The organism is Pseudomonas sp. TWI923, assembly GCF_039673365.1.
Taxonomy (GTDB): Bacteria; Pseudomonadota; Gammaproteobacteria; order Pseudomonadales; family Pseudomonadaceae; genus Aquipseudomonas; species Aquipseudomonas sichuanensis.
The window spans coordinates 16,914-40,163 of the sequence record NZ_JBDJLM010000046.1 but is presented as its reverse complement, the minus strand read 5'-3'; the positions used below and the strand labels follow the sequence as shown (position 1 = coordinate 40,163).

22 protein-coding genes are annotated in these 23,250 nt (G+C 64.2%); 12 read left to right on the top strand and 10 right to left on the bottom strand.

The window, feature by feature from the left end:
* Positions 1-65: 65 nt before the first annotated feature.
* The 3 genes from tcyN to tcyJ are packed head-to-tail and all read right to left on the bottom strand — an operon-like array spanning position 66 to position 2,286.
* Positions 66-824: an L-cystine ABC transporter ATP-binding protein TcyN gene (gene tcyN, locus ABE459_RS17360; RefSeq protein ID WP_323831669.1), complete on the bottom strand. Its 759-nt coding sequence runs from the start codon at positions 822-824 to the stop codon at positions 66-68.
* A gap of 2 nt (positions 825-826) precedes the next feature.
* On the bottom strand, positions 827-1,495 hold the full coding sequence (tcyL, locus tag ABE459_RS17355; RefSeq protein ID WP_125465993.1) for a cystine ABC transporter permease: 669 nt from the start codon (positions 1,493-1,495) through the stop codon (positions 827-829).
* Positions 1,492-2,286, bottom strand: a complete 795-nt coding sequence (tcyJ, locus tag ABE459_RS17350; protein ID WP_323831667.1) for a cystine ABC transporter substrate-binding protein — start codon at positions 2,284-2,286, stop codon at positions 1,492-1,494. The genes tcyL and tcyJ overlap by 4 nt, the downstream gene beginning before the upstream one ends.
* 371 nt (positions 2,287-2,657) lie before the next feature.
* On the opposite strand from tcyJ, the gene epsC reads away from it, so the two are divergent.
* On the top strand, positions 2,658-3,590 hold the full coding sequence (epsC, locus tag ABE459_RS17345) for a serine O-acetyltransferase EpsC (protein ID WP_323831665.1): 933 nt from the start codon (positions 2,658-2,660) through the stop codon (positions 3,588-3,590).
* Between the two features lie 346 nt (positions 3,591-3,936).
* The gene (betT, locus tag ABE459_RS17340; protein ID WP_167409787.1) at positions 3,937-5,898 is read left to right on the top strand and encodes a choline transporter BetT; all 1,962 of its coding nucleotides are present in this window, start codon (positions 3,937-3,939) and stop codon (positions 5,896-5,898) included.
* A gap of 108 nt (positions 5,899-6,006) precedes the next feature.
* Here the strand turns inward: betT and tauD are convergent, their stop codons facing one another.
* The 4 genes from tauD to tauA form a co-directional block, all read right to left on the bottom strand.
* Positions 6,007-6,840, bottom strand: coding sequence for a taurine dioxygenase (gene tauD / locus ABE459_RS17335; protein ID WP_125465990.1), 834 nt, complete (start codon positions 6,838-6,840; stop codon positions 6,007-6,009).
* 107 nt (positions 6,841-6,947) lie between these two features.
* On the bottom strand, positions 6,948-7,784 hold the full coding sequence (gene tauC, locus ABE459_RS17330) for a taurine ABC transporter permease TauC (protein WP_125465989.1): 837 nt from the start codon (positions 7,782-7,784) through the stop codon (positions 6,948-6,950).
* Entirely contained in the window at positions 7,781-8,575 is a 795-nt protein-coding gene (tauB, locus tag ABE459_RS17325; RefSeq protein ID WP_125860999.1) for a taurine ABC transporter ATP-binding subunit, read from the bottom strand. The genes tauC and tauB overlap by 4 nt, the downstream gene beginning before the upstream one ends.
* 14 nt (positions 8,576-8,589) lie before the next feature.
* The gene (gene tauA, locus ABE459_RS17320) at positions 8,590-9,561 is read right to left on the bottom strand and encodes a taurine ABC transporter substrate-binding protein (RefSeq protein WP_125465987.1); all 972 of its coding nucleotides are present in this window, start codon (positions 9,559-9,561) and stop codon (positions 8,590-8,592) included.
* 492 nt (positions 9,562-10,053) lie between these two features.
* Between tauA and ABE459_RS17315 the strand changes: the two genes are divergently transcribed.
* From ABE459_RS17315 to ABE459_RS17275, 9 genes are all read left to right on the top strand, one after another.
* The gene (locus ABE459_RS17315; RefSeq protein WP_258705335.1) at positions 10,054-11,400 is read left to right on the top strand and encodes an OprD family porin; all 1,347 of its coding nucleotides are present in this window, start codon (positions 10,054-10,056) and stop codon (positions 11,398-11,400) included.
* A gap of 166 nt (positions 11,401-11,566) precedes the next feature.
* Complete coding sequence (locus ABE459_RS17310) at positions 11,567-12,205, top strand: peroxiredoxin (RefSeq protein ID WP_125465985.1); 639 nt, start codon at positions 11,567-11,569, stop codon at positions 12,203-12,205.
* Positions 12,206-12,391: 186 nt separating this feature from the next.
* Positions 12,392-12,973, top strand: coding sequence for an alpha/beta hydrolase (locus tag ABE459_RS17305; protein WP_110992088.1), 582 nt, complete (start codon positions 12,392-12,394; stop codon positions 12,971-12,973).
* A gap of 63 nt (positions 12,974-13,036) precedes the next feature.
* On the top strand, positions 13,037-13,984 hold the full coding sequence (locus ABE459_RS17300) for a sigma 54-interacting transcriptional regulator (protein ID WP_323831661.1): 948 nt from the start codon (positions 13,037-13,039) through the stop codon (positions 13,982-13,984).
* A gap of 182 nt (positions 13,985-14,166) precedes the next feature.
* Complete coding sequence (locus tag ABE459_RS17295) at positions 14,167-14,952, top strand: MetQ/NlpA family ABC transporter substrate-binding protein (protein ID WP_125465983.1); 786 nt, start codon at positions 14,167-14,169, stop codon at positions 14,950-14,952.
* A 611-nt stretch (positions 14,953-15,563) separates the two neighbouring features.
* Positions 15,564-16,229 carry an amino acid ABC transporter permease gene (locus tag ABE459_RS17290; protein ID WP_125465982.1) on the top strand — a complete coding sequence of 222 codons (666 nt, stop codon included), beginning with the start codon at positions 15,564-15,566 and terminating at the stop codon, positions 16,227-16,229.
* Positions 16,210-16,869, top strand: coding sequence for an amino acid ABC transporter permease (locus ABE459_RS17285; protein ID WP_258705332.1), 660 nt, complete (start codon positions 16,210-16,212; stop codon positions 16,867-16,869). The genes ABE459_RS17290 and ABE459_RS17285 overlap by 20 nt, the downstream gene beginning before the upstream one ends.
* Positions 16,866-17,639 carry an amino acid ABC transporter ATP-binding protein gene (locus ABE459_RS17280; RefSeq protein ID WP_125465980.1) on the top strand — a complete coding sequence of 258 codons (774 nt, stop codon included), beginning with the start codon at positions 16,866-16,868 and terminating at the stop codon, positions 17,637-17,639. The genes ABE459_RS17285 and ABE459_RS17280 overlap by 4 nt, the downstream gene beginning before the upstream one ends.
* Positions 17,636-18,508, top strand: a complete 873-nt coding sequence (locus tag ABE459_RS17275) for a transporter substrate-binding domain-containing protein (protein ID WP_110992094.1) — start codon at positions 17,636-17,638, stop codon at positions 18,506-18,508. Before ABE459_RS17280 ends, ABE459_RS17275 begins: the two co-directional genes overlap by 4 nt.
* Before the next feature lie 137 nt (positions 18,509-18,645).
* Here ABE459_RS17275 and ABE459_RS17270 read toward each other — a convergent pair whose 3' ends face one another.
* Complete coding sequence (locus ABE459_RS17270; protein ID WP_323831659.1) at positions 18,646-19,464, bottom strand: alpha/beta fold hydrolase; 819 nt, start codon at positions 19,462-19,464, stop codon at positions 18,646-18,648.
* Between the two features lie 178 nt (positions 19,465-19,642).
* Positions 19,643-22,009 (bottom strand): penicillin acylase family protein, encoded by a 2,367-nt coding sequence (locus ABE459_RS17265; protein WP_323831657.1) that lies wholly within the window; start codon positions 22,007-22,009, stop codon positions 19,643-19,645.
* Between the two features lie 86 nt (positions 22,010-22,095).
* Here ABE459_RS17265 and ABE459_RS17260 point away from each other — a divergent pair, with 86 nt between their 5' ends.
* Positions 22,096-22,662, top strand: a complete 567-nt coding sequence (locus ABE459_RS17260) for a sugar O-acetyltransferase (RefSeq protein ID WP_323831655.1) — start codon at positions 22,096-22,098, stop codon at positions 22,660-22,662.
* Here ABE459_RS17260 and ABE459_RS17255 read toward each other — a convergent pair.
* Positions 22,641-23,210 carry a DUF6436 domain-containing protein gene (locus tag ABE459_RS17255; protein WP_323831653.1) on the bottom strand — a complete coding sequence of 190 codons (570 nt, stop codon included), beginning with the start codon at positions 23,208-23,210 and terminating at the stop codon, positions 22,641-22,643. The genes ABE459_RS17260 and ABE459_RS17255 overlap by 22 nt on opposite strands.
* Positions 23,211-23,250 lie beyond the last annotated feature (40 nt).

Below are 23,250 nucleotides of genomic sequence, written 5' to 3'. Positions count from 1 at the left end.
CAGGTACAGCGCACACCTGTGGGAGCCGGCTTGCCGGCGATTGCGTCAGTGGAGGTTGTGCAGGCTTACTCTGAGGCAGCCGTGCCGAGGAACTTGCGCAAGAACTGCCGCGTACGCTCCTCTCTGGGGTTGGCGAACAGCGCCTTGGCCTCACCCTGCTCGACGATCACGCCCTTGTCGAAGAAGATCACCCGATTGGCCACATCGCGGGCGAAGCTCATCTCGTGGGTGACGATGATCATGGTGCGCTTTTCCTCGGCCAGGCCGCGGATGGTCGCCAGCACTTCGCCCACCAGCTCAGGGTCGAGCGCCGAGGTGGGCTCGTCGAACAGGATCACCTCCGGTTCCATGGCCAGGGCGCGGGCAATGGCCACCCGCTGCTGCTGGCCACCGGACAGGCGCCGGGGGTAGGCGTCTTCCTTGCCGGCCAGGCCGACCTTTGCCAGCAGGCGTTTGCCCAACTCGATGGCCTTGTCCCGAGGGGTCTTCTTGACGATTACCGGCCCTTCGATGACGTTGTCCAGCGCGGTTCGGTGAGGGAACAGGTTGAAGTTCTGGAACACGAAGCCGGCCTGCTGGCGCAGGCGGCGAATCGCGCTTTGCTGGCCGCCCAGGGGGCGGTTGGCGTCGATGCTGATATCGCCGATCTGGATGCGCCCTGCGTCGGGCGTTTCCAGCAGGTTGAGGCAGCGCAGGAAGGTGGTCTTGCCCGAGCCGCTGGGGCCGATGATGGCCACCACTTCGCCCGGTTGTACGGTGAGGTCGATGCCGTTGAGCACGGTCTGGCCCTTGAACCGCTTGGTCAGGCCTTCTACTACGATCATCGTCAGTGCTCCTGGTCGTGCTGGTTGACCCGCGCTTCCATGCGGTTCTGGAAGTGCGCGAGGATGCTGCAGAGGATCCAGTAGATCAGCGCAACCGCCAGGTACATGGTGAACACTTCGAAGGTGCGGGCGGTGATCAGCTGCGCCTGACGGAACAGCTCGGGTACCTGGATGGTCGCCGCCAGGGCGGTGTCCTTGACCAGCGAGATGAAACTGTTACCCAGCGGCGGCAGCGCGGTGCGCAGCGCCTGCGGCAGGATCGCCCGGCGCATGGCCTGGGTGCGGGTCATGCCGATGGAGGCAGCGGCCTCCCACTGGCCACGGTCGATCGAGGAGATCGCCGCACGCAGGATTTCGCAGATGTACGCCGCCATGTTCAGCGACAGACCGATCAGCGAGGCCGGGATCGGGTCGAGCTCGATACCGATCTGCGGCATGCCGAAATAGATCACGAACAGCTGTACCAGCAGCGGCGTGCCACGGAAGAACGAGACGTAGATGCGTGCCAGCCAGTCCAGCGGCAGGATCTTCGACAGGCGCATCAGTGCCAGGGCAAAGCCCAGCACCAGGCCGAAGAACATGCCGCCGACACTGAGCAGCACCGTGTAGCCAGCGCCCTTCAACAGGAAGGGCGTGGAATCGGCAACGAGTTGCAGGCTTTCAGCGATCATTTGGTGACATCGGCACCGAAGTATTTCTCGGACAGCTTGGCCAGGGTGCCGTCAGCCTTGAGCTTGTCGATGGCCTTGTTGAGTGCGGCCAGCAGCTCGGGCTCACCCTTGCGCAGGGCCACGCCGCTTTCCAGGCGCGAGAAGGCGTCGCCGGCGAGCTGGGTGTCCTTGGCTTTCTGCGCGTACTCCAGCGCGGCCAGGCGGTCAATCAGGATGGCGTCGATGCGGCCGTTGCGCAGGTCGGCGAACTTGCTCGGGTCGTCTTCATAGGTGCGTACTTCGGCTTTCGGCACGTCCTGCTTGACCCATTGCTCGTAGTTGGTGCCCAGGCCAACGCCGACCTTCTTGCCGGCCAGGTCCTGCGCGGTCTTGATGTTCAGGGCGTCGGCTTTCTTCTTTAGGATCAGCGCCTGGATACCGGAGACGGTGTAGGGCTCGGTGAAGTCGTACTTCTTCTTGCGCTCTTCGGAGATGGTCACCTGGTTGATCACCACATCCAAACGTTTGGACTCCAGCGCGGCGAGGATGCCGTCCCATTTGGTCGGCTGCACCTTGGCCTTGACCCCCAGCTCCTTGGCCAGCAGTTCCGACAGTTCCACTTCGAAGCCGGCCAGCTTGCCGTTTTCATCCTGGAAGCTGAAGGGCGGGTAGGTGCCTTCCAGGCCGACGTTGATCACGCCTTTTTCCTGGATGGTCTTCAGTTGCTCGCCGGCGAAGGCCTGGCCGAGCAGGCCGGCGCCGAGCAGCAGCGCCAGGCTGGCATTGAGAAGGGGTTTGGCGAATTTGGACATGTGTGGCCCCGCGCTTGTTGTGGAAGTAGTGGGTGGCAAATATAAAGCTGGGCTGTATAGGCCTGGAAATAATAAAAAATCCGGTTGTTATTCCATGTCTGCAAATTGCCATCCCATGGCAGGGTTGAGGGTAGCCACGAATGGACACCCCGTCAGCGTTGCTTATGCCTGACTTAGCGCAGGATGGAATAAAGCGTTGTTTTTTCCAAGGGGTGGATTTGTCGTATCGTGGATGGCATTCACTCGGTGCTGGCCCCTTCGCGGGTAAACCCGCTCCCACAGAGCTTGTGTGATACCTGTGGGAGCGGGTTTACCCGCGAAGCAGCCAGCACTGGTGAACAAGAATAGAAATGCCCCGCCAGGAGATAACCGTGAGCGAACAACCATCAACAGCCCATTGGCAACTGCAGGGCATCGTCACCGGCCTGCGCAGCGCCCGTGAGCAATGGCGCAGCAGCAATGGCCGCAGTAGCGGCGAGCAGGGTGGCCGCGAGCTGCCGTCGCGCGAGGCGCTGCGCCAGATCCTCGAGCAACTGTGCGGCGCGCTGTTCCCCATGCGCCTGGGCCCGGTGGACCTGCGCGAGGAAAGCGAGGACTTCTACGTCGGCCATACCCTCGACGCCGCGCTGACCGCGCTGCTGACCCAGGCTCGCCTGGAACTGCGTTACGCGGCGCGCCATGGCAAGACCGACGTCACCGACGTCGACGCCCACGCCCTGCGCCTGATCCAGGACTTCGCCGCCGCCCTGCCGGCCCTGCGCGTGCTGCTCGACACCGATGTGCTGGCCGCCTACCACGGTGATCCGGCGGCGCGCAGCGTCGACGAGGTGCTGCTGTGCTACCCGGGCATCCTGGCGATCATCCACCACCGCCTGGCCCATCACCTGTACCGGGCCGGCTTGCCGCTGCTGGCGCGGATCAGCTCGGAGCTGGCGCACTCGGCCACCGGCATCGACATCCACCCCGGTGCGCAGATCGGCCCGAGTTTCTTCATCGATCACGGCACCGGCGTGGTCATCGGCGAGACGGCGATCATTGGCGAGCGGGTGCGCATTTACCAGGCGGTAACCCTGGGTGCCAAGCGCTTCCCCAGCGACGAGTCGGGGACCCTGCACAAAGGCCTGGCGCGCCACCCGATCGTCGAGGACGACGTGGTGATCTATGCCGGGGCGACCATTCTTGGGCGTATCACCATCGGCAAGGGCTCGACCATTGGCGGCAACGTGTGGCTGACCCGCAGCGTGCCGGCCGAGAGCAACATTACCCAGGCCAATTTGCAGCTGGATTGCCAGGACAAGAACTGATCTGAGATGTGGGTCGTCTGTGCCGGCCTCTTCGCGGGTAAATCGCATCGGCGCACCGCCGCTCCCACAGGATGTCGCTCAAGGCGAGAAATGTGCGGTCTCTGTGGGAGCGGGTTTACCCGCGAAGAGGGCAGCGCCGATTTCCCGCCCAGCGGCATCGGGTCGCATTGAAATCCGATCCATGTTTAACTTGAACGCTTGTTCAATGAAAAAACGCTGGTCCATTGCCGGTGTTCAACAGGAGGATTCCTTTGCTGAACCCGTACAATCCGAACCTCACGTCCTTTGACGAGGTGCACGCCCGATGAGTGCACCAACGCCTTCCCTTGCCAATGGCAAGATCCGCATGAACCCCCCGGTGTTCTACTTCGCGGCAAGTTTCATCCTACTGTTCGGCCTGGTGGTCATCGCCATGCCGCAAGCGGCCGGCGAATGGTTGCTGGCGGCGCAGAACTGGGCGGCCAACACCGTCGGCTGGTACTACATGCTGGCCATGACCCTGTACCTGGTGTTCGTGGTGGTCACCGCGGTGTCCGGCTACGGCAAGATCAAGCTCGGCGCCGACCACGACGAACCCGAGTTCAGCTACCTGTCCTGGGCGGGCATGCTGTTCGCCGCCGGCATCAGCATCACGCTGTTCTTCTTCTGTGTTTCCGAACCCCTGACCCACATGCTCCAGCCGCCCCAGGGCGAGGCGGGCACGGCCGAGGCCGGGCGCCAGGCGATGCAGATCCTGTTCCTGCACTGGGGCCTGCATGGCTGGGGCGTGTTCGCCTTCGTCGGCATGGCGCTGGCCTACTTCGCCTACCGCCACAACCTGCCGCTGGCGCTGCGTTCGGCGCTGTACCCGCTGATCGGCAAGCGCATCAACGGCCCGATCGGCTACGCGGTGGACGGCTTCGGCATCATTGCCACGGTGTTCGGCCTGGGTGCCGACATGGGCTTCGGCGTGCTGCACCTGAACGCCGGGCTCGACTACCTGTTCGGCATCAGCCACAGCCAGTGGGTGCAGGTGCTGCTGATCACCCTGATGATGGGCGCGGCGGTGGCCGTGGCGGTCGCCGGGGTGGAGAAGGGCGTGCGGGTGATGAGCGACATCAACCTGTTCCTGGCCTGCGCGCTGCTGCTGTTCGTGCTGTTCGCCGGGCCCACCCAGCACCTGTTCAACACCCTGATCCAGAACCTCGGCGACTACCTCGGTGCCTTGCCTCGCAAGAGTTTCGACGTGTACGCCTATGGTGAAAACCGTGACTGGCTGGGTGGCTGGACGGTGTTCTACTGGGCCTGGTGGATTGCCTGGGCGCCGTTCGTGGGCCTGTTCATCGCGCGTATTTCGCGCGGCCGCACCATCCGCGAGTTCGTCTTCGGCGTGCTGCTGATCCCGCTGGGCTTCACCCTGGCGTGGATGTCGATCTTCGGCAACAGCGCGCTGGATCAGGTGATCAACCACGGCATGACCGCGCTGGGCCAGTCGGCACTGGATAACCCGTCGATGAGCCTGTACCTGCTGCTGGAAACCTACCCGTGGAGCAAGACGGTGATCGCCGTGACAGTGTTCATCAGCTTCGTGTTCTTCGTCACCTCGGCCGACTCCGGCACCGTGGTGCTGTCGACGCTGTCGGCCAAGGGCGGCGGCGCTGACGAAGACGGGCCGAACTGGCTGCGGATCTTCTGGGGTGCGATGACTGCGCTGATCACCAGTGCCCTGCTGTTCGCCGGCAGCATCGACTCGCTCAAGTCTGCGGTGGTGCTGACCTCGCTGCCGTTCTCGCTGATCCTGTTGTGCATGATGTGGGGGCTGCACAAAGCCTTCTACCTGGAGAGCCAGCGGCAGATCGCCCAGATGCATTCGCTGGCCCCGTTCGCCCAGTCGCGGCGCGGCCGTGGCGGCTGGCGCCAGCGCCTGAGCCAGGCCGTGCATTTCCCGTCGCGTGACGAGGTGTACCGCTTCATGGACGACGTGGTGCGCCCGGCGATTGCCGAGGTGCGCGAGGTGTTCGAGCAGAAGGGCCTGGTGCTGATCACCCAGGACGACCCGAGCCATGACAACGTCAGCCTGAAGATCGGCCATGGCGATGAGCAGCCGTTCATCTACCAGGTGCAGATGCGTGGGTATTTCACACCGTCGTTCGCCCTCGGTGGGCTGGGTACGCAGGACTTGAAGAACCGCCGTTATTACCGGGCCGAGGTGCACCTGAGCGAGGGCAGCCAGAACTACGACCTGGTGGGCTACAGCAAGGAGCAGATCATCAACGACATCCTCGACCAGTACGAGCGGCACATGCAGTACCTGCATCTGGTTCGCTGAGATCCAGGTTCAGGGTTCGTGGGAGCGGGCTTGCCCCGCGATTGCGATGGTGGATTCAGCACAGCCATCGCGGGGCAAGCCCGCTCCCTCGCTCTGCACCGGCAGGTCTCAGAACGGCGCATCCCCGAGGATGGTCGCCCGGTGCATCACCCGCCGATTGGGCCGGTAGTCATCCACCGCAAAATGCTGGGTCACGCGGTTATCCCAGAACGCCACGTCGTTCTCCTGCCAACGCCAGCGAATGCTGAACTCCGGCCGCGTCGCATGGGCGAACAGCAGCTTGAGCAGCGCCTCGCTTTCATACTCGTTCAGCTCGTTGATGCGCGTGGTGAACCCTTCGTTGACGAACAGCGCCTTGCGCCCGCTGACCGGGTGGGTGCGTACCACCGGGTGCGACAGCGGCGGGTTGTTGCGCCGGGTGGTTTCCCAGCGCGCCAGGTCTTCGGGGGTGGTGCCGAAGCGCTCCAGTGGGAAGGATTTGGTGAAGTCATGGGTGGCGGTCAGGCCGTCGAGCATCGCGCGCAACGGCGCCGACAGTGCCTCGAATGCGGCAATGCCACTGGCCCACAAGGTGTCGCCACCGTAGGCCGGCAGCTGCTTGGCGCTGAGCACCGCGCCCAGTGCCGGGGTCGGCAGGAAGGTCACGTCGGTGTGCCACACGGCGTTGTCGCGCACGTCGGTCACGGCGGTGTCGAGGATCAGCACCTGCGGGGTTTGGGGCACGTTGGGGTAGATCGGGTGGATGTGCAGGTCGCCGAAGTGGGCGGCGAAGCGCGCCTGTTGTTCAGGGTTGATCGGCTGGTCGCGGAAGAACAGCACCTGGTGCTCGAGCAGCGCCTGCTCGATGGCGTCGCGCTGCTCTTTGGTGATATCGCGGCTGATGTCGACGCCGCTGATCTGCGCGCCCAGGGCCGGGCTGAGAGGGGTGATGGTCAGGCTCATGGTGTTTTCTCGCTTGAGAGTTCGTGTCCCGTTATCGGGCAATATCGCGGGGCAAGCCCCCTCCCACGAACTTATTTTGCGTGGGAGCGGGCTTGCCCCGCGATTGATCAATGGCTCTGCCCGTGCCAGGGCACCAGCTTGCGTTGCAGGGCGCGCAGGCCCATCTCCAGGGCGAAGGCGATCAGGGCGATCAACAGGATCCCCAGCACTACCACGTCGGTCACCAGGAACTGCGCCGCCGACTGCACCATGAAGCCCAGGCCGCTGGTGGCAGCGATCAGCTCGGCGGCGACCAGGGTCGACCAGCCCACGCCCAGGCCGATGCGCACGCCGGTGAGGATGTCGGGCAGGGCGCTGGGCAGGATCACGTGGCGGATCAGCTGGGCCTTGGTCGCGCCCAGCGATTGCGCGGCGCGCAGCTTGGTCGGGTCGACGGTGCGCACGCCGGTGGCGGTGGCGATGGCGATCGGGGCGAAGATCGCCAGGTAGATCAGCAGCACCTTGGACAGCTCGCCGATGCCGCACCAGATCACGATCAATGGCAGGTAGGCCAGCGGCGGGATCGGCCGGTAGAACTCGATCAATGGGTCGAGGATGCCGCGGGCCACGCGGTTGTAACCGATGGCCAGGCCGACCGGGATGGCGGTCAGGGTCGCAGCCGCCAGTGCCAGGCCGATGCGGCCGAGGCTGGCGCCCAGGTGCTGCCACAGGCTGGCGTCCATGTAGCCCTGGGTGAGCAGGGTCCAGGCCTTGGCCAGGATGTCGGCGGGCGGCGGCAGGAACAGCGGCTCGACCCAACCGGCGGCCGTCACCAGCCACCAGGCCAGCAGCAGGGTGGCCAGGGTCAGGGTGCTGATCCAGCGGGTGGAAAGGGGCTGGCGGGTTTTGCCAGGGGCAGGTTTGGCGTCACGTTTGGCCGCGACAGGCAGGTCCAGGCTGCTCATGCAGACTCCTCTCGGCGGGCGGTTTCGCGTTGCGAGAACACCCGCGCCAACACGTGCTCGCGGGTTTCGATGAAACGTGGGTCGGACTTGATCGCCCGGGCTGGCTCGCCGGCGGCGTAGCGCTGGCCGAAGTCCAGCTGCAGGCGTTCGACCACGCGCCCGGGGTTGGGCGCCAGCAGTACCAGCTCGGTGGCCAGGAACACTGCCTCTTCGATGTCGTGGGTGATCAGGAACACCGGCTTGGCGGTGCGCTGCCAGACCTGCAGCAGCAACTCCTGCATCTGTTCGCGGGTGAAGGCGTCGAGGGCGCCGAACGGCTCGTCCATCAGCAGCACCCGAGGGTCGGCGGCCAACGCTCGGGCCAGGCCCACGCGCTGTTTCTGGCCACCGGACAACTGCCAGATGTGCCGCTCGCCGAAGCCGGCCAGGTCGACCAGCGCCAGCATCTCGCGGGCCTTGGCCTCACGCTGCGCGCGGGGTACGCCGGCCAGTTGCAGGCCGAAGGCGACATTGGCCAGCACGTCCTGCCACGGCAGCAGGGCGTCGTCCTGGAACACCACGCCACGGTCGGCGCCTGGCCCTTGCACCGCGGCACCATCAAGGGTGATGCGCCCGGCGCTGGGGGCGACGAAACCGGCGATCAGGTTGAGCAGCGACGTCTTGCCGCTGCCGGATGGCCCAAGGGCCACCAGCAGCTGGCGTGGGCCCAGGCTCAGGTTGATGTCGGCCAGCACCGGGGTGCTGGCGCCGGGGTACTGTGCGCTGATGCGCTCCAGTTCAAGCAAGGCCATGACGGGCTCCGGTCTTAGTTGGGCAGGTATTGCTTGCTGACGTAGGGCGAGTAGTCCGGCAGTACCGCATCGACCTTGCCTTGTTGCTTGAGGAAGGTGGCGGTGTCGGTCAGCGCCTGGGTGGTCGGTGCGCCGAGGGCATTGGCCTGGTCGTCCGCCAGCGGGTAGACGTTGCCTTGCAGCAGTACCGGGATATCCGCCGCCTTGGCACCCGACAGCTTGACCAGCTTGGCGACGTTGTCCGGGTTGGCCAGCCAGGCTTTCGGGTCTTTGCGGTAGTCGGCATAGGCGTCGAGGGTGACCTTGGCGAACGACTTGACGATGTCTGGGTGCTTGGCGGCGAAGTCCTTGCGCACGATCCAGGCGTCGAAGGTCGGCGCGCCTTTTTCGGCCAGCTCGCCGGAGGTGATCAGCACCTTGCCGTTTTCCTTGGCCACGCCCAGTGCCGGGTCCCAGACGTAGGTGGCGTCGATGTCGCCGCGCTTCCAGGCGGCGATGATCGCCGGCGGCGCCAGGTTGAGGATCTGCACCTTGGTGGGGTCGATGTTCCAGCTTTTGAGCGCGGCCAGCAGGCTGTAGTGGCCGGTGGAGACGAACGGCACGGCGACTTTCTTGCCCACCAGGTCCTGCGGGGTCTTGATGCTGTCACGGGCGACCAGCGCCTCGCCGGCACCGATCTGGGTGGCGATCAGGAAGGTCTCGACCGGCAGCTTGCGGGTGGCGGCGGCGGCCAGGGGGCTCGAGCCGAGGTAACCGATCTGCACGTCGCCGCTGGCCACGGCGGTGATCACGTCGGCGCCGTTGTCGAACTTGCGCCAGTCGATGCTGGCCTTGCTGGCTTTCTCGTAGTCGCCGTCCACCTGGGCCACCTTGGCCGGGTCGACGGTGGTCTGGTAGGCGACGGTCAGGTCGGCGGCCTGGGCCAGCCAGCTGGTGCCGGCGAGGGTCAGGGCAGCGAACAGGCGCAGCGGGGCATGCGGGATCATGGTGAACCTCTCGTCAGGCAATTGGGTTATGGATGGCGAGAAGACTAGATGATCTAAGAAATTAGAAATAAATAACTTTTTTGCATTAGCTTAGGAGCCAAACGCTTTAAGGGCGCGGGGGCTGCGGCTGGCGGAATGGAAAAGGGCTGCTAGCCTTTTTCGGCTCCGGTCGGGGGGCTGAGTGGCAGAGGGTCGCCAAACGTTTGCACATAACCTAAAGGTATGATTGACGGCGTCGATACAACCTTTCGCAGTAAAGGTTCCAATGTTATTCCGTAAAAGTCTTACAGATTCATAAAACGGTCATTTTGGATTTATAGGATTGTCATTATCCTGTAGCGCAGGACGACGGCTTAGACCAAAGTCGCGAATCGACCGTTGAGCATTGACTTGGCGGTCACGCATTGGTGCTAAATCGCCAATCCCGGGCGAGTGGGGCAAAAGATCCTGCCGCTTGTGACGCACAAAAATTAGAACGTAGAGGAGCAAAACATGTACAAGTCCAGCCTGGCCCTGGCCGTGGCACTGGGGGTTCTCGCCCAACAAGCAGGCGCTGCAGGGTTCATCGAGGACAGCAAAGTGTCCTTGAGCTCGCGCACCATGTACTTCAACAACGACAACCGTGAAGCTCACGCCAGTCGCTCCACCAACTTCGAGCGTCCGGACCAGCGTGAATCTGGCCAGGGCTTCAAACTCGACTACATCTCGGGCTTCACTCAAGGCACCGTAGGTTTTGGTGTTGACGCGCAGGCGCTGTGGGGCATCCGTCTGGATGGCGGCGGCGGCTACCACAAAGGTGGTTTCTTCCCGGATGACGGCAAGGGCGCCGCAGACCAGTGGGCACGTGTTGGCGCCAATGCCAAGGCTCGATTCTCCAAGACCGAAGCGCACTTCGGTAGCGCGCTGGCTCCGAACCTGCCGATCCTGGTCTCCAACGATGGCCGTCTGCTGCCGCAGACCTTTGAAGGTGGCACCATCACCTCGAAGGAAATCGACAACCTGACCATCAACGCCGGTCAGCTGACCCACGCCATGGGCCGTGCGTCGAGCAACCGCACCGGTCTGTCGGTTGCCGGTTCCGCCGCCGAAAGCAACAAGTTCCGCTACGGCGGCCTGGACTACAAGCTCACTCCAGACCTGACCCTGCAGTACTACTACTCGAACCTGGAAGACTTCTACAAGCAGCACTTCCTGGGCGCGACCCACGTCTTCAAGATCGCTGACGACCAGTCGTTCAAGACCGACCTGCGCTACTTCGACAGCAGCAACGACGGCAAGAACGGCCACGACAGCGCGTACAACTTCAACAACAACGGTGGCTACGCCAAGAACAAAGGCAAGATCGACAACAAGACTTGGTCTGCCATGTTCACCTACACCCTGGGTGGCCACGCGCTGATGCTCGGTCGTCAGCAGGTTGGCGACGACGGTGGCTTCGTCTGGCTGAACCAGGGCAACCTGGTCAACGACAGCGGCACCTCGGAAGGCGCTGGTGGTTCCAGCTTCTACCTGTTCACCGACAGCATGATCAACCAGTTCGCCCGTGCTGGCGAGAACACCAACTTCGGTCAGTACTCCTATGACTTCGCCGCGCTGGGCGTGCCAGGCCTGAAGGCTTCGGTCGCCTACCTGCGTGGTGACGACGTGCGTAACGCATCGGGCCACGGCACCTACGACGAGTGGGAGCGTGACGCTCGCGTCGACTACACCATCCAGCAAGGTACCCTCAAAGGCCTGGGCTTCAGCCTGCGTCAGGGCGTGTACCGTGGTGAAGGCGAAAGCAGCGCCGACCAGGACCAGACTCGCTTCATCGTCAACTACACTTACGCCTTCATGTAAGTCGTAGCTGCAACAGAAGAAGCCTCGCCTAGTGCGAGGCTTTTTTGTGCCTGCCATTTCGTATGCGTTCTGGTTATAAATAAATCGATATTTATTCTTTTTATTTTGATTCGAATGCAGGCACATTGAACTCATCAAGGCCAGACACAGCACAGGAGCCGCTTCCATGAGCCTCAAACTCGGCGATATCGCCCCCGATTTCGAACAGGATTCCAGCGCCGGCAAGATCCGTTTCCACGAATGGTTGGGCAACAGCTGGGGCGTGCTGTTCTCCCACCCGGCCGACTTCACCCCGGTGTGCACCACCGAGCTGGGCCTGACCGCCAAGCTCAAGGATGATTTCGCCAAGCGCGGGGTCAAGGCCATCGCCCTGTCGGTCGACCCGGTCGACTCGCACCACCGCTGGATCGATGACATCAACGAAACCCAGAACACCGTGGTCAACTTCCCGATCATCGCCGACGCCGACCGCAAGGTGTCCGACCTGTACGACCTGATCCACCCCAACGCCAGCGACACCCTCACGGTGCGCTCGCTGTTCGTCATCGACCCGAACAAGAAGGTGCGCCTGACCATCACCTATCCAGCCAGTACCGGGCGCAACTTCAACGAGATCCTGCGGGTGATCGACTCGCTGCAACTGACCGACAACCACAAGGTCGCCACCCCCGCCAACTGGCAGGACGGTGATGAGGTGGTGATCGTGCCGTCGCTCAAGGACGAGGACGAAATCAAGCAGCGCTTCCCGAAAGGTTACCGGGCGGTGAAACCTTATCTGCGCCTGACGCCGCAGCCCAATCGTTAAGTGAATCCTCGTTGTAATGCTCTTAGCCATAGCAGGGATTTTGGGCCGTTTCGACGGCCCTTTTTTATGGGCGTCGTTTAGTGGTCTGTGATTTTGGTTATTAATAAATAGCTTCTTATTCCTTTACGGATATAACTGCCTCCTTATACTTGCACCCCAAGCACGCAAACTTTCGGAGGCGTCCCCATGCGCAATGAGTCGATTCGTTACCTGATTGTGCCGGGCTGGCAAGGATCGCCAGACAACCATTGGCAGAGTCACTGGCAGCGCAGCCTGCCCAACAGCGCCCGGGTCGAGCAGCAGGACTGGCTCACCCCGCAGCGGCGCGATTGGGTGCAGGCACTGGAGCAGGCGATCGCCGCCGAAAGCTCGCCGGTGATTCTGATTGCCCACAGCCTGGGTTGCATCACGGTCGCCCACTGGGCCGCCCAAGCCAGCCCGAGCCTGCTGCGGCGGGTGCGTGGCGCGCTGCTGGTGGCGCCGGCCGATGTCGAGCGGCCCAACTGCGCGCCGGCCTTGCGCAACTTTGCGCCGATCCCGTTGCAGGCGCTGCCATTCCCAAGCCAGGTGGTCAGCTCTGACAACGACCCTGCGGTGAGCGTGCCACGGGCCCTGCACCTGGCGCGCGCCTGGGATGCCGAGGCGGGGCTGCTGGCCAATGCCGGGCATATCAACGTCAAGTCCGGCCATGAGCGCTGGGAACAGGGCTTCGCCTACCTGTTCCGCCTGCAGGCCCGGATCGACCAGCGCGCGCTGCGGCGCGCCTGATCCGACGGCCGTTCCACGAATGCCTTGAGCCCCGGCTGCATGCGACCGGGGCGGGAGTTTTCCATGAGCTTTCACACCCCGTTTGGCCAGCCATTGCTGACCTTCCCTGAACTGGACAAGAGCCCGCTGAGCATCCGCGCCAAGGCGCTGGTATTCGTCGACCCGCGCTCACAGGCGCTGCGCCAGGCCCTCGAACGCCTGGCACCGCAGCCGCTGCCGGTATTGATACGTGGCGAGACCGGCACCGGCAAGGAGCTGCTGGCGCGGCAGATTCACCGCGCCAGTGATCGCGCGGGGCTGTTCGTCTCGGTCAACTGCGCCGCCATCAGCCCGACCTATGCCGACGCCGAACTGTTCGGCTACAGCGCCGGTAGCCAGGGCGGTACCGCCAGCAGCCGCGCTGGCTGGTTTGGCTCGGCCAATGGCGGCACCTTGTACCTGGACGAAATCGCCGACCTGCCGCTGGCGATCCAGGGCAAGTTGCTGGCGGCGCTGGAAAACCGCGAAGTGACCCGTGTCGGTGCCGCCCAGCCGCAGCCGGTGGACGTGCGCCTGGTCGCAGCCTCCAGTATCGATCTGGCCAAAGCGGTGCAGGCCGGGCGTTTCAACGAGCGCCTCTACCATTACCTGCATGAGGGCGAGCTGGAGCTGCCGGCGCTGCGCGAGCGGGTCGGCGACATCCTGCCGTTGGCGGAGTACTTCGTCGGTATCTACAGCGTGCGCCTGGACCGGCCGCTGGCATTGATCAGCGAGGCCGCCCAGCAGGCGCTGGAGGCCCATGCCTGGCCGGGCAATACCCGCGAGCTGGAGAACGTCATCCACTTCGCCCTGCTGGTCAGCGACGGTGAGGAGATCCTCCCCGAGCACCTTGACCTGCCGGACGCCACCCCGCTGGCCAGCCTGGCCCGCCTGCTTGGGCAGTTGGGTCGCAGCCGCGAGGCGCAGACCCTCCGGGCCTTGCGCCAGTTGCTGAGCGAAAGCCTGGCGCAGCTGGATGAGCCCGCACGTTAGAGCACCGCCTGACGGCTCATAAGTAAAGGCGTTGATGGCCATTTGTTTTTGGAATAAGCAGCTAAATAAAAGATATTGTTCCGGAATAAAAAATCCCGGTATCGTCCGTTTCACGCCCACCCGAACGGGTGGGCACCAGACGTAGCCATCTGCGATGGCCCAGCTCGATAACAAGGATCACCATGAAAAAGACCCTGCTGACCACCGCCCTGGCCGCCGCCCTTTCGTTTGCAGGCCTGGCCTCTGCCGCCGAGAAACTGGTGGTCGCCGCCACGCCGGTACCCCACGCTGAAATTCTCGAACTGATCAAGCCGACCCTGGCCAAAGAAGGCGTCGACCTGCAGATCAAAGTGTTCACCGACTACGTGCAGCCCAACGTGCAGGTCGACCAGAAGCGCCTGGACGCCAACTACTTCCAGACCCTGCCCTATCTGCAGAACTTCAACGAAGGCAAAGGTACCCACCTGGAGACCGTGATCGGCGTGCACGTCGAACCCTTCGGTGGCTACTCGAAGAAGGTCAAGTCCCTGGCCGAGCTGAAGGAAGGCGCCACCGTCGCCATCCCCAACGAAGGCAGCAACAGCGGCCGCGCCCTGCTCCTGCTGCAGAAGGCTGGGCTGATCACCCTGAAAGACCCGAAGAACGCTCTGGCGACCCCGAAAGACATCGCCGAGAACCCGAAGAAGCTCAAGTTCCGCGAGCTGGAATCGGCCATGCTGCCGCGCGTGCTGGACCAGGTCGACCTGGACATGATCAACACCAACTACGCCCTGGAAGCCGGCCTGAACCCGGCCAAGGATGCCCTGGTGATCGAGGGTGCCGACTCGCCGTACGTGAACTTCCTGGTGGCCCGCCCGGACAACAAGGACAGCGAGGCCATCCAGAAACTGGCCAAAGCGCTGACCAGCCCGGAAGTGAAGGCGTTCATCGCCCAGAAGTACCAGGGCGCGGTACTGCCGGCGTTCTGATACGCGGCATCAGCCAAGCCTGAAACGAAAAACGCCGACGCATCTTGCGTCGGCGTTTTTGTTTTTGCCGGGAGCAGCTGTCTGGTGTTGGTTTTCTGGCCTCATCGCCGGCAAGCCGGCTCCCACAGGTACATCGTTTGCCTTGGGGAGAGTGGCGCGATCCATGTGGGAGCCGGCTTGCCGGCGATTACCGGCGAAGCCGGTGCCATGCCGCGTGGTGCCTGTATCGCCAGCAGTTCAGGGTTGGCCACCCAACGCCCGGCGCAGGGCCAGCAGCCACAGCAATTGTTCATTCGCAGCAGGTGAGCAGGGGCTGTTCATCGTTCTCGTCCTTGTAAGTTGATGGGCCATGCAAGTCACAGTTTGGAATCTGTTTGAGGGGCGGATCGCGGGAAAGGTCCCAAGTTGAAGCAGGAAATTTCCGAGGGAAACAAGCGGTGATATAGATATGCAATAAAGGTATTTATAAAAATATTTTTATACCTTTAGAGTCTATAAATCGTGCCTACCGGCACAGCGCCACTATGTGTTGAACGACGCCGAGCGACCCTCGTGCCGACCTGGAACCTGCCCATGCCGTACCTCCGTAACCTTGTGTCGAGGCCCTATCCATGAGTTTCGACACCGCCTTCATGCTTAGCACATTGCCGGCGTTCTTCAAGGCGCTGGGAGTGACCTTGCAGGTCGGCTTGATCGCCATCGCCACCTCGATGCTGGTGGCGCTCCTCAACTCGGCCATCCTGGTTTTTCGCACGCCGTACCTGTGGCGCCTGGTGCAGGGCTACGTGGAGCTGGCACGCAACACGCCGCTGCTGATCCAGCTGTTCTTCGTCTACTTTGCCCTGCCGAGCGTGGGTGTGAAGATTTCCGGCTTCGCCGCGGCGATCATCACCATGACCTTCATGGGCGGCGCCTACCTCACCGAAGTGCTGCGCGCCGGTGTCGAAGCGGTGCCACGGGCACAGCTGGAGTCCGGGCGTTCGATCGGCCTGTCCGAAGGCCAGCTGCTGCGCCATGTGATCCTGCCGCAAGCGGGCATCCTCAGCCTGCCGGCACTGTTCGCCAACTTCGTGTTCCTGCTCAAGGAGACCACCGTGGTCTCGGCGGTAGCGGTGCCGGAGATCCTCTACACCACCAAGAACTACATCGCCCTGTACTACAAGACCTACGAGATGCTCGCGGTGCTGACCCTGCTTTGCGTGTTGATCTTCCTGCCGTTGTCGCTGCTGCTGCGCCGCCTGGAAAGGAGGCTGCAACATGGCCAGTTCGGCATTTGAGCTGCTGCAGGTGTCGCTGCCGCAACTGGCTGCCGGCGCCGCGCAGACCGTAGCGATTTCGGCATTGGGCATCGGCTTTGCCACCCTCGGCGGTGTGCTCTACGGCGTGCTGGCCACCCTCGGCAACCGGCTGCTGAGCGCGCTGCTGCAGGTTTACCTGGAGCTGTTCCGGGCGATCCCGGTACTGGTCTGGTTGTACCTGGTGTTCTTCGGCTTGCCGATCTTCTTCGGCCTGAGCATCCCCAGCTTCTGGTGCGCGGTGCTGGTATTGGGCCTGTGGGGCGCCAGCGAAGTCGGCGAGGTGGTGCGTGGCGCGCTCGGTTCGCTGCCCCGTGGCCAGCGCGAGGCGGGGCTGTCGATCGGCCTGTCCGGCTGGCAGCTGTACGCCCATGTGCTGCTGCCGCAAGCGCTCAAACGCATGACCCCGCCGACCATCAACATCTATACGCGCATCATCAAGACCAGCTCGCTGGCGGTGCTGATCGGTGTGGTCGAGGTGATCAAGGCCGGCCAGCAGATCATCGAACGCACCTATGAGTCGGCGCTGATCTACGGCGTGCTGTTGCTGTTCTTCTTTTTCGTCTGCTACCCGCTTTCCGCCGCCTCGCGCGTGCTGGAACGCCGCTGGGCCCACTCATGAGCGCATTGATCGAATTTCACGGTTTCAACAAGTTCTTCGGCGAGCAGCAGGTGCTCGCCAACGTCGACCTTAAGGTTCGCGCCGGCGAGGTGGTGGTGATCCTCGGCCCCAGCGGCTGCGGCAAGAGCACCCTGCTGCGCTGCCTCAATGGCCTGGAACAGGCCCACAGCGGCAGCCTGCGCCTGGACGGGCAGGAGCTGCTGGCCCCAGGCACCGACTGGCGCCAGGTGCGCCAGCGGGTAGGCATGGTGTTCCAGAGCTACCACCTGTTCGGCCACATGAGCGTGCTGGACAACCTGCTGCTGGGCCCGCTCAAGGTGCAAAAGCGCGAGCGCGCCGAAGCCCAGGCCCAGGCCGAAGCGCTGCTGGCGCGGGTGGGCCTGCTGGACAAGCGCGATGCCTTCCCACGGCAGCTGTCCGGCGGCCAGCAGCAACGCATCGCCATCGTCCGCTCGCTGTGCATGAACCCGCAGGTGATGCTGTTCGACGAAGTCACCGCAGCCCTCGACCCCGAGATGGTCAAGGAGGTGTTGCAAGTGATCCAGGGCCTGGCCCGCGACGGCATGACCCTGCTCATCGTTACCCACGAAATGGCCTTCGCCCGCGCGGTGGCCGACCGCATCGTGTTCATGGAGGCCGGCAGGATCCTTGAACAGAACCACCCCGAGCGCTTCTTCACCCAACCGCAGACCGCACGCGCGCAGCAGTTCCTGGAGAAATTCTCTTTCGTCGAAAGCCTGCCCAAGACACTGCACAAGGAACTGTCATGAACACCGCACCCTTCGCCAAACTGCTCGCTCCACTGCTTGGCCTGGCCCTGCTGGCCGGCTGCAACAAGGCCGACGAGCCGGCCAAGCCCGCTGCCGCCTCGCCCGCCACCAGCTACCTGGAAACCATCAAGGCCCGCGACAAGCTGATCGTCGGCGTGTTTACCGACAAGCCGCCGTTCGGCTTCGTCGATGAGAGCGGCCGCTACGTCGGCTTCGACACCGACATCGGCCGGCGTTTCGCCAAGGACTTGCTGGGGGACGAGAACAAGGTCGAGTTCGTCGCCGTCGAGCCCGCCAGCCGCATCCCCTTCCTGCAGAGCGACAAGGTCGACCTGATCCTCGCCAACATGACGGTCACCCCCGAGCGCAAGGAGGCGGTGGACTTCACCAACCCCAACCTGCGCGTGGCCGTGCAGGCCATCGTTGCCGACGGCAGCCCGGTGCAGAAGCTCGACGAGCTGGCCGACAAGACCATCATCGTCACCACCGGCACCACCGCTGATATCTGGCTGACCAAGCACCACCCGGACTGGAAGCTGCTCAAGTTCGAGAAGAACAGCGAGTCGCTGGCCGCCCTGGCCAATGGTCGTGGCGATGCCTATGCCCAGGACAACCTGATCCTGTTCAGCTGGGCCAAGCAGAACCCAGGCTACCGCGTGCTGCCGCAACTGCTGGGCGAGGAAGCCCCGATTGCCCCGGCGGTGAAGAAGGGCAATGCCGAGCTGCGCGACTGGGTGAATGCCGAGCTGGCCAAGCTGGGTGAGGAGAAGTTCTTGCTCAAGCTGTATGACCAGTACGTGCGCAAAGAGCTGAGCGACGACACCAAGCCCGAGAGCGTGATTGTCGAAGGGGGCAAGTGGCAGGGTTGATCATCTGATTCTGGGGCTGCTGCGCAGCCCTTTCCGGCCGGTCCGGCGCCCCGGCAAGGCCGCTCCTACAGAGGATCGCATTCTCCTGTAGGAGCGGCCTTGTGCCGCGATAGGGCCGCAAAGCGGCCCCGACGATATCAGCTATTGCGCGGCAACCAGTTCAACAGGAAATCATTCACCACCCCCGGGTTCTCCAGGCTGGAGATATGCCCGGCAAAGGGTATCTGCGCCGCCAGGCAGCCAATCAACCGCGCCATCTCGTTCGACTCCGCAGGCGGCCTGGGAATGTCCTGGTCACCACAGATCACGATGGTCCGATCCGCAGGCAGCTCGCCCAACCGCGCCAGCAGATCCGGCCGCCCGAAGATCACCCGCCCCATCGGGTCCAGGCTTTCGCGGATGGCCTGGGCGCTGCTTGCCTTCAACCCTGCGCGGAACTGCTCGCGCACCTCAGGCACGGTTTCCCCGCCGGCATGGAAGAAGATCGGCACCACGACATCCAGCAGCGGGTCGACGAAGGTGCCTGCGGCACTGGCGGCATCCAGCAGGCCGAAGTACTTCAGCCGCGTGGCCTCCGGTTCCGCCCCCAGGTAGGTATCCAGCAGCACCAGGCGATCGACCCGTTCCGGGTGTTCGATGGCCAGCTGCGCGCCCCACATGCCGCCGACCGACAGGCCGACCAGGTGGCACTTGGCGATATCCAGCGCATCGAGCAGGGCCAGATGCTGGCGGCTCAAGGCGCTCATGTCGGTGGTGGTGGCCGGTGGCGCGGCGGAATCGCCGTGGCCCCACAGCTCGGGCACGATGACCCGGAAGTGCTTCGACAGCGCGTCGATCTGCGGTTGCCACATGGCGGCCGACCACAGGTAGCTATGGCCGAGCAGGACGGGGAAGCCCTGGCCCTGGTCGACGTAGCTCATGCGCGCGCCGTCGATTTCGATGAAGTGTTTTTGCATGGGTTATCTCATGAATGGGGATAACAAACTTGGTAATCGTGACAAGGCCCTGTGGGAGCGGCGGTTCGCCGCTGCGATTTACCCGCGAACAAGGGCGAAGCCCTTGCCATGCCTTGCAGATCGAGCAGGCTGCTTCGCGGGTAAACCCGCTCCCACAGGGGCCGGGTTTTCATGACGGTCATCGCTCGGGCACCAACCGCAACGTGCTCTGCGCCGGGATCACCCCCATGCGCGCCTTGTGGTAGCGCCCCTCGATGTAGTCCTCTGCCTGGTCGCCATAGTGCTTGTCGAACGGCACGCCGCTTTGCCCGACCGGGTTGATGGTCAAGGCCGCGCCGGCGTCGGCGAAGTCGATCACCCGCCGGGTGGAGGGGCCATAGGTGACCGGCCAGGGCGCCGGGCCGATCTTCGCCGACAGGTTGTTCGGCACCTCGTGGGTGCCCGGGGCGGCGAAGGGGCCAACGTTGAACAGCAGGTTAAGCGGCTTTTTCACCCCCAGCGGGTGGTTGTGGGTGAGGGTGTGGGCCTTGCCCCATTGCCAGCTGGCAGGGTCCTTGCCGAAGGTCTCGCCCAGGTGCTTGAGGCTGCGCTGCCAGGCCATCCGCACGATGGCGCTGCGGTCGGTGTGTTCATTGCCGCCGCGCAGGTTCCACCAGGGTGAGGCCGGGTCGGCGGCCAGCCGTGGCAGGGCTGCGTCGATGGCACGGGTGCTGATCAGGATCGGGAACCAGGTATCGCCCAGCTCGTCGTGCAGCGCGGCGAAAGCCAGTTCGTAGAGGAACTGGTTGAACAGCGTGGCGCTGGTGGAGTCCAGTGGGTAGTCGCCGCGCCAGGCGGCCAGCTGTTCGACCAGCTCTTTCTCTTCGTCGCCTTGGGCCACGCTGCGCAAGGTGCCCAGCAGCGGCGCCAGGGTGCGTGGGCCGTAGTCGTTGCTGGTGTCCAGCTGCAGGGCCTGGCTGTTCTGGGCGTCCCACTTGATGTCCGGGTTGTTCAGGTGGCGGTCCAGTTGGCGGCCGCGGTCGGCCAGGTTGTAGTAGCCGGGCACCGGCACCACCGCCGGTGGCTGGTAGTTGGCCGAGACGATGTAGCCGCTGGCCGGGTTCTCCTGCTGCGGGTTGACGCTGAACGGGTAGAAGCCGGGCTTGTCGGCCTGGCCGCTGCTGCCGTCGAGGATGAACGCCGGGTTCACCCCGTCCGGGCGGATAGGCAGGCGCGCCGCCGCCCACCAGCCGATATCGCCACGGGCGTTGGCCCAGACCAGGTTCAGCCCTGGCGCTTGCACCTTGGCTGCCGCTTCGCGCATCTTGCCCAGGGTGTCGGCACGGTTGATCTGGTAGAAGCCTTCGAGGATCGGGTTATCGGTTTCCAGGAACGCCCACCACATGGCGATGGGCGCAGCGCCGGCGCTGTTGCCCAGCACCGTGTTGACGATCGGGCCGTGGGGCGAGCGGCGTAGGGTGAGGGGTACCGGCTGCTCGCCTTTGACGGCGATCTGCTGCTCGGTTTTTTCCAGGGGCTGCCAGCGGCCATCGACCATCACCTGCTCGGGGTTGGCCGGGTTGGTCTTTTCGGCGATCAGGTCGACGTCGTCGTTCTGGAACATGGTCAGGCTCCAGCCGAAGTCGCGGCTGTGGCCAAGCAGGGCGAACGGGTTGAGCGCCTGGAAATAGCCGTACAGGTTGAAGCCCGGCGCCGACAGCTCGGCCTCGTACCACACCGCCGGCACCGCGAAGCTGATGTGCGGGTCGCCTGCCAGCAACGGGCGGCCGCTGCGGGTGCGGCTGCCGGCCACGGCCCAGGCATTGCTGCCCTCGAACTGGGGGATGCCGGCATCACCCAGGGCCTCGTGGCTGAGCCGTGCCAGCTGCTCCAGGCTGCGCCAGTCGGCGGCCGCCAGCGGCGTGGCGATGGCACCCTCGGGCTGCCAGTCGAGGTCGAAGATCTTCAGGTAATCGGCGCCGAGCTGGTCGCGGATGTAGGTGAGCGCGGGCTCGGTGCGAAAGGCCGCAGCGAAGCTGTAGGCCAGGTAGCCGGCGATGCTCAGGGTGTCCTCGGCGGTGAATGGGCGCGGGGTGATGCCGAGCAGGTCGAACTCCATCGGCTTGGGATGGCTGGCCTGCCACTGGTTCACGCCATCGAGGTAGGCCTGCAAGGCTATCCAGGCCGGGGCCTGGCGGTCCTGGCGCTGGACCATCAGCGCGGCCTGCTCGCGGATGCGCAGGCTGCGGAACAGGGTGTCGGTGGGCAGCAACTTGTCGCCCAGCACCTCGGCCAGCTCGCCACGGGCCAGGCGGCGCATGATCTCCATCTGGAACAGGCGGTCCTGGGCGTGCACGTAACCCAGGGCGCGGTACAGGTCCTGCTCGTTTTGCGCCTGCAGGTGCGGCACGCCGCGCGCGTCATAGCGGGCGGTGACCGGCGCTTGCAGCCCGGCGAGGGCCAGTTCGCCATCGCGCTGGGGCTGCTTGCCCTGCACATACCAGTAACCGGCGCCGGCAGCGGCCACGGCAATCACCACGGCCAGCAGGGTCAGGCTGCGCTTCATCGAGACTCCTTGTGCACTCGAGCGAAAAATGTGGTCCGATCATCGGCGGATTCGCGCACTGAGCATAGCCCCAACAAGGAGTTTCCATGTCCCTCAGCGAAAAACAGAAAATGCTGCAAGGCCAGCTCTACCACGCTGGCTGCCCGGAACTTCAGGCCGAGCAGATCGCCAACAAGCACTGGATGCACCGCTACAACGCCAGCGTCGAGCTGCTCAACGAGGCCCGCCACGGGTTGCTGGTCGAGCACTTCGGCAACGTCGGCGACGCTGTGGTGATCCGCCCGCCGTTCTATTGCGACTACGGCTACAACCTCAGTATTGGCGCCAATACCTTCATGAACTTCAACTGCGTGATCCTCGACGTGCTGCCGGTGCGCATCGGCGCCGACTGCCAGATCGGCCCGGCGGTGCAGATCTACACCGCCGATCACCCGCTCGACCCTGATCTGCGCCGCAGCGGCCTGGAAAGCGGGCGGCCGGTGACCATTGGCGACAATGTATGGATCGGCGGCGGGGCGATCATCCTGCCGGGGGTGACCATTGGCGATAACGCCGTGGTCGGCGCCGGCAGTGTGGTCACCCGCGATGTACCGGCGGGGGCGGTGGTGGTGGGTAACCCGGCGCGGGTGCGTCAGCCGGCCCAGGGGCAGTAGCAGCCCACGGCCAGGGTGTTGCTGGCCTGCACCCGGCGGCCTTCATCCAAGGCCTTGAGGATCGGTTCGATGAAGCTGTTGCTCGAATTGCACACCGCGCCTTCGCTGTAGGGGCCGAAGTAAGCCAGGTCGCCGTTGTGGTCCCAGATCGCCACGGCGGGCGTGGCCGGCAGCCGTTCGCTGCCGGGTAGCTCGGCCAGGGGTTTGAGCGCAGCGAGATTGGCGGGTAGCTGGCCGTGGCTGCCGGGCCGTTGCACCACGTGGAAGCTGACCCCCTGCGGGGCAAAGTGCTCGACCAGTTCGCCCAGGTGCTGCTGGTTGCCGACGTTGCACGGGCAGGCCGGGTCCCAGAAGTGCACCACGCGGATCGGGCCGGGGCCGGCCAGTTCGGGCGGCAGGCGCAGCTGGCTGCCGTCGAAAAGTGTGGCCTGGTTGTCGAAGGGGCGCAGGTAGCGGGCCTGGAAGCTGTCGTAGGCCCACCACAGGGCGGCGGCGCAGAGCAGGGCGGCGAGGGCGCCTAGCAATGACTTGGAATTTGGGATGGGCATGGGCAGTCTGCAGCGCTTATGAGCAACGCATGCCGCCTGT